Annotated in this window: 11 protein-coding genes; 6 read left to right on the plus strand and 5 right to left on the minus strand. The window is 34.0% G+C overall.

Translation table 11 applies throughout. The features are described 5' to 3' along the window. The first annotated feature begins 6 nt into the window (after window positions 1–6). Window positions 7–1,014: an isoaspartyl peptidase/L-asparaginase family protein gene (locus Q0770_RS02745; RefSeq protein WP_299113752.1), complete on the plus strand. Its 1,008-nt coding sequence runs from the start codon at window positions 7–9 to the stop codon at window positions 1,012–1,014. On the opposite strand, the gene Q0770_RS02750 is transcribed toward Q0770_RS02745, so the two are convergent. Next, entirely contained in the window at window positions 1,011–2,423 is a 1,413-nt protein-coding gene (locus tag Q0770_RS02750; RefSeq protein ID WP_299113754.1) for an aldehyde dehydrogenase family protein, read from the minus strand. The genes Q0770_RS02745 and Q0770_RS02750 overlap by 4 nt on opposite strands. Before the next feature lie 173 nt (window positions 2,424–2,596). Here Q0770_RS02750 and Q0770_RS02755 point away from each other — a divergent pair, with 173 nt between their 5' ends. Next, the gene (locus tag Q0770_RS02755) at window positions 2,597–2,854 is read left to right on the plus strand and encodes a hypothetical protein (RefSeq protein WP_299113756.1); all 258 of its coding nucleotides are present in this window, start codon (window positions 2,597–2,599) and stop codon (window positions 2,852–2,854) included. A 113-nt stretch (window positions 2,855–2,967) separates the two neighbouring features. On the opposite strand, the gene Q0770_RS02760 is transcribed toward Q0770_RS02755, so the two are convergent. Together Q0770_RS02760 and Q0770_RS02765 are read right to left on the minus strand one after the other, a co-directional pair. Next, complete coding sequence (locus Q0770_RS02760) at window positions 2,968–4,512, minus strand: Rne/Rng family ribonuclease (RefSeq protein WP_299113758.1); 1,545 nt, start codon at window positions 4,510–4,512, stop codon at window positions 2,968–2,970. Window positions 4,513–4,817: 305 nt separating this feature from the next. Next, window positions 4,818–5,108 (minus strand): HU family DNA-binding protein, encoded by a 291-nt coding sequence (locus Q0770_RS02765; protein ID WP_087492065.1) that lies wholly within the window; start codon window positions 5,106–5,108, stop codon window positions 4,818–4,820. A gap of 137 nt (window positions 5,109–5,245) precedes the next feature. Between Q0770_RS02765 and mutY the strand changes: the two genes are divergently transcribed. The 4 genes from mutY to gldD all read left to right on the plus strand — a co-directional run bounded on the left by mutY (window position 5,246) and on the right by gldD (window position 8,770). After that, the gene (mutY, locus tag Q0770_RS02770; RefSeq protein WP_299113761.1) at window positions 5,246–6,286 is read left to right on the plus strand and encodes an A/G-specific adenine glycosylase; all 1,041 of its coding nucleotides are present in this window, start codon (window positions 5,246–5,248) and stop codon (window positions 6,284–6,286) included. Window positions 6,287–6,373: 87 nt separating this feature from the next. Further along, window positions 6,374–6,820, plus strand: coding sequence for a single-stranded DNA-binding protein (locus Q0770_RS02775; protein ID WP_299113763.1), 447 nt, complete (start codon window positions 6,374–6,376; stop codon window positions 6,818–6,820). 27 nt (window positions 6,821–6,847) lie between these two features. Then, the gene (locus Q0770_RS02780; RefSeq protein WP_299113765.1) at window positions 6,848–8,158 is read left to right on the plus strand and encodes a gliding motility-associated protein GldE; all 1,311 of its coding nucleotides are present in this window, start codon (window positions 6,848–6,850) and stop codon (window positions 8,156–8,158) included. A 36-nt stretch (window positions 8,159–8,194) separates the two neighbouring features. Next, window positions 8,195–8,770 (plus strand): gliding motility lipoprotein GldD, encoded by a 576-nt coding sequence (gene gldD, locus Q0770_RS02785; protein WP_299113767.1) that lies wholly within the window; start codon window positions 8,195–8,197, stop codon window positions 8,768–8,770. A gap of 75 nt (window positions 8,771–8,845) precedes the next feature. Here gldD and Q0770_RS02790 read toward each other — a convergent pair whose 3' ends face one another. Both Q0770_RS02790 and Q0770_RS02795 read right to left on the minus strand, forming a co-directional pair. Continuing rightward, a complete protein-coding gene (locus Q0770_RS02790) occupies window positions 8,846–10,483 on the minus strand; it encodes a choice-of-anchor J domain-containing protein (protein ID WP_299113769.1) in 1,638 nt (545 codons plus the stop codon). Window positions 10,484–10,494: 11 nt separating this feature from the next. After that, the gene (locus tag Q0770_RS02795; protein ID WP_299113771.1) at window positions 10,495–13,041 is read right to left on the minus strand and encodes a TonB-dependent receptor domain-containing protein; all 2,547 of its coding nucleotides are present in this window, start codon (window positions 13,039–13,041) and stop codon (window positions 10,495–10,497) included. Between the last annotated feature and the right edge of the window lie 114 nt (window positions 13,042–13,155).

The raw sequence follows: 13,155 nt of genomic DNA on the forward strand, positions 1-13,155 counted from the left end.
AATTAAATGAAACGCAGAAAGTTTTTAAAGAATGCTTCATTAACAGGTGTAGGAATTGCTGTTGGCTCATCTATTGTATCATGTGATGATGCAACCCAAAGCAAAGCTATTCCATCAAAAGTTAATTCTGAATCTAAAGCAATCTTACCTGTTGTCGTTGCCACTTGGCATGTAGAAGAAGCTACGGCCAAAGCCATGGAAGTTATAAACACTGGAGGAAGTTCTCTAGATGCAGTAGAGCTTGGTTGTAAAGTAGAAGAAGCTAATGAAAAAGGCCAATCCGTCGGCAAAGGTGGTTTACCTGACCGTGAGGGCAATGTCACTCTTGATGCTTGTATCATGGATAAAAAAGGTAACTGTGGTGCGGTAGTCTATTTAAAAGACATTAAACATGCTGTATCTGTAGCCAGAAAAGTAATGGAAGAGACACCTCATGTGATGCTTGCTGGAGAGGGCGCTAAACAATTTGCACTTGAGCAAGGTTTTATAGCTGAAGATTTATTAACCGAAGCTTCAAAAAAAGCTTGGGAAAAATGGAAAGTTGAGGCCAAATACAAACCCATTATTAATATCGAAAACCATGACACTATTGGTATGCTAGCCGTTGATAAAAACGGGGATATCTCTGGCGCTTGTACAACTAGTGGTTTAGCTTACAAAATGAATGGTCGCATTGGTGACTCCCCAATTATTGGTTCAGGATTATTTATAGATAACGAAGTTGGTGGTGCTACCGCTACTGGACTTGGTGAAGAGGTTGTAAAAACTGTTGGTAGCTTCTTAATTGTTGAATTAATGCGTCAAGGTAAATCTCCTCAAGAAGCCTGTGAAGAAGCCATTGGACGTATAGTCAATAAGCCAGGAAAAGATTATAAAGATTTTCAGGTAGGCTACATTGCCGTAAATAAGAAAGGGGAAACAGGTTGCTACTCTATACATCAGTATTTTAGTATTACTAAATTTCAAGATGGTGAGAATAAGCAGATACAGTCAGACTTTTATAATAAAGACTAAAGCCACTTTACAGTAAATCGCGCTAATTTTTCTTTATAATTATTATACGGCGGAAACAATAACTCTGCAATACTGTAAGTCTGTTGCTTCACCACTGCACGTTCATTACTAAAAGCTTTAAAACCATAATACCCGTGAGATTTACCAATACCACTGTTATTAATACCTCCAAACGGTAAATTATGGTTGGCATAATGAATCACATTATTATTAATACATGTGCCTCCTGCTCGCGTATTATTTAAAATCGTCCTTATGTTTTTCTTACTTTTACTGTATGCATACAATGCTAGCGGACGTTCTTTATCATTAATATAAGTGATAGCTTCATCAAGTGTTTTGTATGTTACAATTGGTAGAATTGGCCCAAATATTTCGTCTTGCAAAAGTGTAGCATCGTCTTTTAAGTCTGCAACTAGAGTTGGCGAAATATATTTTGAAGTTTCATCTGCTTCAGAACTAGAATAAATAGTTGCATTATTTAATTTTGCATCCTCTAAATGCGCCATAAGACGTTTATAATGCTTTGGTGTCACTATTCGCCCATAAGAATTAGAAGTCCCTGGGTTATCGCTATAAAACCTTTTTAACCATGCTTTACATTCGTCTATAAATTCATCTTTGATTTGTTCATCTACTATTGCATAATCTGGCGAAACACATATCTGGCCACAGTTCATAAACTTGCCCCACATAATTTTTTTAGCAGCAATTTTTAAGTTTGTTGTTTTATCAACTAGTGTTGGAGATTTTCCGCCTAACTCAAGAGTTACAGATGCTAAATGCTCTGCAGCGGCTTTCATTATTATCTTACCCACCATTGGCGAACCCGTAAAAAAGATATGGTTAAAAGGCAGTTTTAATAAATCTGTAGACGTTTGCACTTCGCCTTCAACTAAAGCCACTTCATCTTCACTAAAAACAGTATTTACGATTTTCTTCATTAACGTAGAAGAATGAGGCGTCATTTCTGAAGGTTTAATAATAGCTGTATTTCCAGCGGCAATAGCAGACACTAAAGGTCCAAAGGTAAGATTGAAAGGGAAATTCCAAGGAGATATAATTAAGCATACACCTTTTGCTTCATACTTTATGTACGATTTAGAACCTAACATAGACAATGGTGTCTTTACTTTTTTGTTACGCATCCACTGGTGTAAATAAGTTTTAGCATGCTTAACCTCTCCTACAATTTGATAAATCTCCGTCATCTCGGACTCTACATCTGGTTTACCTAAATCTTTTTGCAGTGCCTCTTTAATCTCGTCTCTAAAGGTCACTTCTACAGCTCGTTGAAGTGCATTTAATTTTGTAATACGCTGATTATAAGAGCTATTAGCTACATTAAATTGATTGCTTTTTTGCTTTTGGAATAACTTATAGTATGGATTATCGGTCATTTTTGTCATTATATCGTATTGATTTTAAAGGGCTACAGAACGAAATTGTGCATTTCGTCGATGTTTTCAACAAATGCATTCCGTTTGTCTAAAAGTATACTGAATTGGTCTAAAAAATTGTAAAGTATACTCTTTTGTGTCGTTAATTTGCCCTGTTGTTAAAAATAAGAACAATAAAACAAATGAAAAACCTAATTCTAATAATAGCATTCTTAACTCTACCACTAGTAGGGTTTGCACAGACTGAAAAGCCTATATCTATTGATGCAACAGAATTAGTAGTTTTAAAAAAGGTTGAAGAGGTTGCACCTAGAAAAGCAAGAGCTTCTCGTAACGCAAAGCATCTTAAAGTTAATTACAAGAAAAGTAACGATATTATAAGCATTAAAGCTTACCGCAAGAGTCTTAAAGACAAAGTGCGTAGAAAAAAATTGTGCTAGACGCAATAATTTAGTTTTAAATCATAAAATCCTTTTGTCGCAAGATGAAAGGATTTTTTATATACAAAAAAAAGCCCTTCCAAATCTGGAAGGGCTTTTTTTACTAATAGATATTATTTGATTTTGTTACCATTTTTATCGAAAAAATGATATTCAAGATAAGTGTAAGCATCTCTAGGTAAAACTTTTACCCATTTTTTGTGTTCAAAAAACCACTTTGAACGTACTGATGGAAACCCTTTGGTTAAAAAGGCTGCTATAAAAGGATGTGCATGTAATGATACCTTTTTATAGTCTTTTTTGTAAATCCTTTCTAAGTCTTGACTCATACGTTCAACAACTTTGATTGGCGCTTCAATTTCGTCGCCACCAATGCTATTAGGATTGACTTCTTTAGTTTTAATATTACGCTCTGGCCTAACGCGTTGTCTGGTTATTTGCACTAATCCAAACTTACTCGGCGGTAATATTTTGTGTTTTGCTTTATCATCTTTCATTTCGTCACGAAGATGATTGTAAAGTTTTTTTCGATTTTCTGCTTTGCCCATGTCTATAAAATCGACAACAATGATGCCGCCCATATCACGTAAACGTAATTGTCTGGCAACCTCGGACGCAGATATTAAATTAACCTCTAAAGCAGTGTCTTCTTGGTTTTTCTCTTTATTAGAGCGATTACCACTGTTAACATCTACAACATGAAGGGCTTCGGTATGTTCTATAACCAAATAAGCGCCTTTTGCCATGCTTACGGTACGTCCAAATGATGTTTTTATTTGACGTTCGATACCAAATTTTTCGAAAATTGGCATGCCATTTTTATAGTGTTTTACAATGTTTTCCTTCTTTGGTGCAATTTGTTGCACATAATCTTTTACTTGTCCATACAAAATTTCATCATTAACATGAATACCAGAGAATGAATCGTTAAAAATATCTCTCAAAATTGAGGATGCTTTGTTCATTTCTCCCAATACTTTTGTTGGGTGATGTGCTTTGTAGAGTTTTTTACACATTGCTGTCCATCGGTTCAGCAAGTTTTGCAAATCACTATCTATTTCTGCCACTTTTTTACCTTCGGCAACGGTACGTATAATTACGCCAAAACCTTTAGGTGTTATACTTTTTACCAAACGTTTTAGTCGGTCTTTTTCTTCTTGCGATTCTATTTTCTGAGAAACAGAAATACGATTAGAAAAAGGCACTAAAACAATGTAACGACCAGCAATAGATAATTCTGAACTAATGCGAGGTCCTTTGGTAGAAATTGGCTCTTTTACAACTTGTACTAATAGTGATTGGTTAGACTTAATGGCTTCTGCAATTTTGCCATTTTTGTCTAAATCTTTTTCAAAAGGAAAGTTTTTGAGTGTGTAATCTCTTAATTTCCCTGTGCTTACACGTTTAATGAATTTTAAAAGAGAAGGCAATTGCGGACCCAAATCATGATAATGCAAAAATGCATCTTTCTCATAACCTACGTTTACAAACGCGGCATTAAGTCCAGGAACGACTTTACGTATTTTGGCAATAAAAATATCGCCAACGGCAAAGTTGTTATCCTCTTCATCTTTGTGCAATTCAATAAGTTTTCCATCTTTTAATAAGGCAAAATCAACAATATCTGAACTCGATCTTACGATTAATTCTTTGTTCATAATGTTAATTTATATCCATCTCTTAATTGAGACAGATGGATTTTACTTAATTTTTTGACACAGGATGTATTATCCAGCAAATCTATGGTGCAATCTATTAAATACAGCCGTAGATTTTATATCAAAGAACGTTTTTTTAAAACCGAAAAAAGTAGTTGTCTAACTACTTTTCCGATTTATTTTTTCTTGTGACGATTAGCGCGTCTACGTTTCTTACGCTTATGCGTCGCTACCTTGTGTCTTTTTCTTTTTTTACCACTTGGCATAAATAATTCGTTTTTAAATTAATATTTTACTTAGTATGTTTAGTTCACTTCTACTTTAGCTTTTACACCTTCTAAAAAGATTTTAGCTGGCTTAAATGCAGGTATGTTGTGAGCTGGTATTTTTATAGTTGTATTCTTAGAGATATTACGTCCTGTTTTTTCTGCTCTTGTTTTTATTATAAAGCTTCCAAAACCTCTTAAATATACATTGTCACCACTCTCTAAAGATGTTTTTACTTCGTCCATGAAAGATTCAACTGTAGCCTGTACATCACCTTTTTCTATTCCTAATTTATCAGAAATTTTAGCTACTAAATCTGCTTTTGTCATTTTGTTTAATTTATTTGTGTTACTATTATTTTAAGGGGTAGCAAATATATGTAATTTAAATTCAATATTTCAAACGTAATTCATTAAAATTTAAGCGGATATAGTTTTATGTTTGCAATGTTCTACACTTTTTATAAATGAATTTTTCAGAAAACGTAATCAACTGGTACTCAAGCAATAAAAGAGACTTACCTTGGAGGTACACTATAAATCCATATTACATATGGCTTTCTGAAATCATTTTACAGCAGACGCAGGTTAAACAAGGCTTACCATATTACAAATCTTTTGTAAAAGCATTTCCTACAATTTTTGACCTTGCAAAAAGTGATGAACAAAACGTTTTAAAACTATGGCAAGGTTTGGGCTACTATTCCAGAGCTAGAAATTTACATTATACAGCCAAGCATATAGTTAATGAGTTAGAGGGCGTATTCCCTAACAATTACAAAGAAATTATAAAACTAAAAGGTGTAGGTGATTATACCGCTAGTGCTATTGCATCGATTGCTTTTGGGGAAGTAGCTGCTGTTGTAGACGGAAATGTTTATAGAGTATTGTCTCGTTTTTATGGTATTGATACGCCTATAAACACTACAAAAGGCATTAAAGAATTTAAAGCCTTAGCAACTGAACTAATTGACCCAAAACAGCCAGCTCTTTTTAATCAGTCCATAATGGAATTTGGCGCACAACAATGCAAACCAAAAAACCCATACTGCATTGTTTGTCCGCTTCAACCTGGTTGCGTTGCGTTTCAAAAGAATAAGATTTCAGAATTACCTGTTAAGCTAAAAAAACTAAAGGTTAGAAATAGGTATTTTAATTACCTCGTCATAATTGACAGTAATAAAAATACCATTATAGAACAGCGCACTCAAAAAGGGATTTGGCAAAACCTTTATCAATTTCCACTTATTGAAACCGAAAAAAGTATTACTATTTCAGAGTTTAAATCTGCAACTTCAGAAAATAAATTTCTGAAAAACTTGAATTTTGAATTCAACTTGTATGATGAGAAAGACGTGGTACATAAATTATCTCATCAGCACTTACATACTAAATTCTGGATTATTGAAGTGAATAGTCTACCTGGAAAAGGGATATCGACTAATACAATTAAAGACTATCCTGTTCCTGTTTTAATTAGTGAGTTTATATCCAAATTTAAATTTTAAAAAATCCCTATTCTTATTTTTATTATTTTTAAGTACAGAATAGAAAAAGTGTAATTTTGCACTCCTTATTAAACTTAAACATAGATTATGTCTGGAACACTAAATAAAGTAATGCTAATTGGGCATTTAGGAGATGAAGTAAAGATGCATTATTTTGATGATAAAAATTGTGTGGGCCGTTTCCCTCTGGCTACTAACGAGACTTATACTAACAAGCAAACAAATGAGCGTGTTTCTAATACAGAATGGCATAATATTGTTGTACGTAACAAAGCCGCTGAAATTTGTGAAAAGTATTTAAGCAAAGGAGACAAGGTCTATATAGAAGGTCGTATTAAAACGCGTAAGTGGACAGATGATAAAGGTATGGAACGCTACTCTACAGAAATTCAATGTAACGATTTTACGTTTTTAACCAATAAGAACGAACAGCAACAAAATGCTGCACCACAGAGTTCTGCTCAAACATCTGAACCTGTAAAACCAGCTAATGATGTTTCCTTAACGGATGATAATGATGATTTACCATTTTAGATTATTATAGAATAAAAACCCATTGCTTTGGATCCTGAACCCATTAGTTTTCTAATAACCTTAATTACCATTAACACCTCTTTTCTGGTAAGTTTTATAGTCCTCGCTGTATTATTATTTTGTTCTGCATTAATCTCTGGGGTTGAAGTCGCTTTATTTTCTTTAACAAAATCTGATATAGATACTGCTAATGCCGAACACACAAAAAGTATTAGCATTATTACATCACTTTTAGAAAAGCCAAAAAAACTTTTAGCTACCATATTAGTTGCTAATAACTTTATAAATATTGCCATTGTTATTTTGTTTGCATATTTAGGTGAATTTCTCTTTTCTTCAATTGAAAGTTCAATCGTTAGATTTTTACTAGAAGTTGTTTCTGCAACATTTTTAATTCTGTTATTCGGAGAAATCATCCCTAAAATATACGCCAGTAGAAATAGTGTTAAATTTTCAGTAGCTATGGCAAGACCTCTAAGAATTCTAGATGTTATATTCTCTCCAGTAAGTATGCCTTTGCGTTTTATAACTATCCAAATACAAAACAAGTTAGGTAAGCAAAAATCTAATATTAGTGTAGATCAACTTTCACAGGCATTAGAATTAACTGATGATAACGATACGACTAAGGAAGAGCAGCAAATTCTGCAAAGTATAGTTTCTTTTGGTAATACTGACACTAAACAGGTTATGCGCCCTCGCATGGATATTTTTGCGGTTAATATCGAAGCTGATTTTAATACCATTATTCCAGAAATAATTAGTAATGGTTATTCTCGTATTCCTGTATATGAAGAAAGCATAGATAACGTCGTTGGTATTTTGTATGTAAAAGATTTATTACCTCATCTTAACAAGACATCTTTTGATTGGACTAGTATCTTAAGAGAGCCTTTCTTTGTTCCGGAAAACAAGAAACTTGATGATTTAATGCAAGAGTTTCAAACCAAAAAAGTGCATTTAGCGGTTGTAGTAGATGAGTATGGTGGTACTTCTGGAGTAGTATCTTTAGAAGATATTATTGAAGAAATTGTAGGAGACATCAGTGACGAGTATGATGTAGACGACCTTAACTACACCAAAATAGATGATAAAAACTACCGTTTTGATGGTAAAACTCAGCTGAAAGATATCTACAAAATTCTAGGACTTGAGGACACTTCACTTTTTGAAGACAAAAAAGGAGAGGCAGAGACTATTGCTGGTTTTATTTTAGAGATTTCTGGAGGATTTCCTCGTATCAACAGTAAAATAAATTTTGAAAATTACGTTTTTACTACAGAAGCTATTGAGAAAAAGCGCATAAAACAAATAAAGCTAACTATTTTAGATACATAATTCTAATACGTATACTTATTCATTTAGGTTATAACAATGAAAAAAATCATAATTCCTCTTTTCGTCTTTTTTTTAGTTGGTTGTGGCAATGACCCATTACCTAAGCCTAAAGCGTTTTTAAGATTAGATTATCCTACACCAATATATAACCGTGTAGACATACCTGTGCCTTTTTCTTTTGAAAAGAATACACTATCAAAATCTATTTCTAAAATAAAAACTGAAGATAATGGCACTTCATATAGTGTAGATATTGAATACCCGAAATTGAAAGGCACTATATACCTAACTTATAAAAAGGTTACTGAAACCAATTTAAAGAGCTTATTAAGAGACGCTCAAAACTTGACTCAGAAACATACTCAAAAAGCAGACGAAATACAAAGTGAGTTTTTTGAATATCCAAAAAAGAATGTTTATGGTATGTTTTATGAAGTTGGTGGCAATGCCGCTTCTCAATCACAATTTTATGCTACGGACAGCACAAATCACTTTTTAAGTGGCTCTCTTTACTTTTATGCAAAACCTAATTACGATTCTATATATCCAGCTGCAATATATCTTAGAAACGATATAAAACGTGTTATGGAGAGTTTAGAGTGGAAATATTAAATCTAAAAGCATCATTAATAAAAAAAGCCCATCATTTCTGATGGGCTTTTATATTATTAAGATTATACGGTTATCCTATTGATAAACCCACTCGCCTCCAGTTTTTATAACTGCAAACTCTTCTGTTGCATTACCTGGCGCCCAAGTTTCTGCAATCACGACATACTTTTGTCCTTCTTCTGCGCTTGGATTTAAATTATCTAAAATTGCACCTACAGCAGTTAACATCATTTCATCTGTCCAGCTATCACTACTTCCTGTTCTTTTAAAGTTACCAAAACTATCTAAGTTATCTACAGCATCCTCAAAGCCCATAACACCGGTAAGTTCAGAAACCACCAATTCATAATCTGCAGTAACTAATTCGTATCTAATAGTATTGTCTGGCACCCATACACCATCATTAAATCCAAATTGTAAAGATGCTTGAAATGGCAACCACTCTCCGCTAGTAAATGTGTAGAAATCTCCTCTTCTTGAAACACCACCAGAGAAGTATTTGTAGATTACAAATAACTCATCACCTTCCTGAGCAAATGGATATGTTAACCCTAAGAATTGTGGTACATAATTTTCTGGTAAAACAGAGTCACTAAAGTTGTTAAAACGACCTGGTTGTCCTGATTCTTCTCCCATAGAATCGTAATCTGCATCACTTAAATAGTAAACACCTTCTGCTTCTTCCCAAGAACCTCCATCATAAACGAAGTACTCACCTTTTCCATTAGTATCTCCAGATACTCCAACCGCTTTTGTAGCAAAAGATTGGACTCTCCAACGCGCAGAATTAGAATCCGTAGCTGTATATCTAAAAGCGACATAAACTTCCTGGCCATCGTATGCAGAAAAATCTAAATCAGGAGAGGTTGTTAATGAACCATATGCGTTTTTATCAAAACTTAAAGCAGTCCAATCCATAGCATCAATACCTCCACCAGGAGTATATGTAGTTGATATCATGATGTCTATTGAAGCAGGATCCGCACCAAAGAAATCAATCTCTTGAGTAATCTCGAAAAGGACACTTGTTTGACCTGATAAATCAATTAACGGAGAAACCATCCACTCTTCCATTGCGTTTGAAGATCCATTAAAGGCAGAACCAGTAACATTTGAACCTGTTGCATTCCACCCTAAATCTGCTGGTCCTGAAATAGAGACCACTTCAAAATTTCCAAAATCTCCAGGGAATTCAGCTCTATATAAATCAGCAATACCTACAGTAGGTGTTTCGAAATACTGATCGTACTCTACCAATAAGTACTGTCCATCAACTGGGCTCATAATTTGAGCGTCTAATACAGCAGGAATCTCATCAGTTGCATCAACATTAGGGTAAAAACCAAAAGCATCACTTCCAGTAGACGCATAATCTGCATTTGATAATTGGTATGTATCAGAATCTGTAAAATCTGAAACACCATCTATACCACTAAAAAACAAATTATAGTTAACCAATACCGAAGAACCTTGTCCATATAAAGGATATAAATCTGCAAGAAAATCTGGTAATAAAGCTTTTGCTTCGTCTACAGTTTGAAACGCTCCATCTACCATAAGCGCATCATAATCTTCTGTTGTAAGTGTGTACTCAAAAGTACCAACATTTGGTGCTGCAGGGATTGCATCAATCTCTTCATTAATATCTTCTAATGGGTTACAGCTTGTAAAAGCTATAGCCACTAAAGCGAATAAATAAACTATTTTTTTCATTTTTCTTTTTTTTAAAATTTAATTTTAGCACCTACACTAAATGTACGTCCAAAGCCGTAAAATACTCTTGCACCTTGTGCAGTTCCGTCACCATCTTGAGAGTCAGCAATATATTCTGTATTGAATATGTTATTAATTCTACCTGTTAATGTAGCATCAAAGTTACCAAACTTAAAATTATGACGCATAGCAGTATCAAAAATTCCGTAAGCAGGTACCTTCCATGCTTGAGGTCCAGCTGTACCTCTATCACTAGGATCGAAATCTGAATATAAATCTGCAAAGTAATTATAGTCAACAGTTAAGATGGTGTCGGGTCCAATATCATAATTAGCTCCTAATGCAAAAGTTGTTTGAGCAGCATCACCTACTCTTAAATCTTCAATAATGATATCTACGGTGTCTACAAGATTTTGTTCTTCGTCTCTAATCTCAACATTTTCTACATTGTTTCCCCATCTCCAATCTCCAATTGAGGCCATACCTGTTATTCTTAAGTTATCCCACGGACGGTAAACGAAATCTATTTCAATTCCTTTATGGATAGCATCTACTCCTAAAATATTAACGAAAGCTAACTCATTGCTTTGTGTTTGGAAAGACGCAAACTCTGTTCTATCATTCCATCTTGTATGATATACATTAACATTGGCACTTAACTTATCACTTCTGTAACCATAACCTAACTCAAAACTTGTAATCTTTTGGTTAGGTGCATCATCATTAATATCCTCATTATTAAATCTTGGATAAACAGCTCTAAAGAAAGGTGCTTTTTCAAAATATCCTAAGTTAGCAAATACATTATGGTTATCATCTAAATTATAGTTAGCACCACCTTTTACGCCATAACCAAAAAAGTTAGAAGTTCCTGTAGTTTGTAGTGGGTCTGAATCTAAATAGTTAAAACGATCTACACGCTTATAACCAGTATTTGAAGCTGCTAACGAAACAAAAGCTGCTAATTTATCTTTAGAATATTCTAATTGTGTAAATCCGCCAATCCAGTTTACAATACCATCATTATCATAGTTAACTTTATCACCAACTTTAGTTTGTCTGTTTGGATTGTTAACATCATTATCATCAAGGTAGTATTGACCACCTAATAAATCTGTAACTTCTTGGAAGTGGATTCCTTTGTAATATCTAAAATCTAGACCTCCTAAAAGGACTAACTCATCTGTTAAGTCTGTTTGATAAGTAGATAAAACACCATACCATTTATGGTCATTACGTGATGCTCTTAAAATAGTTTCAGAACCGTTAACACCTAGGTCTTCGTTTTCTTGTGCAATTCTATCAAAATCAATTGGTCCATATAAACCATCTCTATATTCTCCAATTCCTGTAGAAGGGTCAAAACCAAATTTGTTTACCCCACGGAAACCTCCACCTCCACCAGTACCGAACGATACGTATGCAGCAGTAGATAATTTAGATTTATCATTAATGTTCCAATAGTGGTTTAAAGAGATTTGCGGTTTGTGGTAAAAGTTATCTTCCTGAAAAGTAATTTGCCCATTTCTATAACCCCAATCTGAGTTAAATTTTATACCTCTTTCAGACTTTCTGAATGTTTCAATTGAATGTCTGTTTTGTCTCTGACCATGACGTTGCTTAGCACCAAAAGCTGTAAATGCTAATTTATGATTCTCGTTTATTTGCTTAGATATGTTAATGAAGTAAGACACTGCGTTAAACTCAGTACCATCAACAAAGCCATCACCATCTGTTTTAGCTGCAGAAACTGTAGCTGCAAAGCCATTATCCATTAAACCTGTTGAATACGTAACACCAAATTTCTTGAAACCATCGTTACCCAAAGTCGTATAGAAATTTCCACCGGCTTCAACGTCTGTTGTTTTAGAGATAATGTTGATTGTTCCACCTACAGAAGGTACAGCAACTTTAGCCGCACCAAGACCTCTTTGCACCTGCATAGAACTTGTTACATCTCCTAAACCTGCCCAGTTACTCCAGAAAACACGACCGTTTTCCATGTCGTTTATTGGAACACCGTTAATCATCACGGCAACATTCTCAGAATTAAAACCTCTTAAGTTAATACGACCATCTCCGTATCCACCACCTTGTTTAGTAGCATATACACCAGGCGTAGATTTTAAAACCTCAGGAAATTCTTGAGTTCCTAATTTTAGTTCGATTTGTTCTGCTTTTACTGTAGAAACAGCAACAGGTGTCTTTCTGTCTACTGCTACAGAAGCAATAATCATTACTTCATCTAAACCTACGTCGCTAACCATTAAAGTAATCGTTCCTAAATCTTTACTAGCATCAAAAGCTATAGTTTGTGAAACATAACCTACATAAGAGATTACTAATTCCCCAGAAGCTTCTTTTGTAGTAATTGAAAAGTTTCCGTCAAAGTTTGTGGAAGTACCATTAGTAGTGCCTTTTTCAAGAATGTTAACTCCTGGTAGTGGTCCATTAAAATCTGAACCTAAAATTTTACCAGTAATTGTACTTTGAGAAAAAGTTACTGAAGTGAATAACATCACTACAAAAACTAGTACAAATTGTGAAATTTTTTTCATTGTGTATAAAGTTGATTTGTTTTTTACGCCGCAAAAATACGACTAATGTTGGTTGAAATATTAACTGAATGTTAAGAATTTTAACAGTCAAAATTAATTAAAAGGAAGGGTGTA

This window comes from uncultured Winogradskyella sp. (assembly GCF_947501905.1).
GTDB lineage: Bacteria > Bacteroidota > Bacteroidia > Flavobacteriales > Flavobacteriaceae > Winogradskyella.

Coding starts and splice junctions, on each gene's coding strand:
- Q0770_RS02765 (WP_087492065.1), bottom strand. CDS start 5,108: ATGACAAAAGCAGATTTAGTAGCTAAAATTTCTGATAAATTAGGAATA.
- Q0770_RS02795 (WP_299113771.1), bottom strand. CDS start 13,041: ATGAAAAAAATTTCACAATTTGTACTAGTTTTTGTAGTGATGTTATTC.
- Q0770_RS02790 (WP_299113769.1), bottom strand. CDS start 10,483: ATGAAAAAAATAGTTTATTTATTCGCTTTAGTGGCTATAGCTTTTACA.
- Q0770_RS02750 (WP_299113754.1), bottom strand. CDS start 2,423: ATGACAAAAATGACCGATAATCCATACTATAAGTTATTCCAAAAGCAA.
- Q0770_RS02775 (WP_299113763.1), top strand. CDS start 6,374: ATGTCTGGAACACTAAATAAAGTAATGCTAATTGGGCATTTAGGAGAT.
- mutY (WP_299113761.1), top strand. CDS start 5,246: ATGAATTTTTCAGAAAACGTAATCAACTGGTACTCAAGCAATAAAAGA.
- Q0770_RS02755 (WP_299113756.1), top strand. CDS start 2,597: ATGAAAAACCTAATTCTAATAATAGCATTCTTAACTCTACCACTAGTA.
- gldD (WP_299113767.1), top strand. CDS start 8,195: ATGAAAAAAATCATAATTCCTCTTTTCGTCTTTTTTTTAGTTGGTTGT.
- Q0770_RS02745 (WP_299113752.1), top strand. CDS start 7: ATGAAACGCAGAAAGTTTTTAAAGAATGCTTCATTAACAGGTGTAGGA.
- Q0770_RS02760 (WP_299113758.1), bottom strand. CDS start 4,512: ATGAACAAAGAATTAATCGTAAGATCGAGTTCAGATATTGTTGATTTT.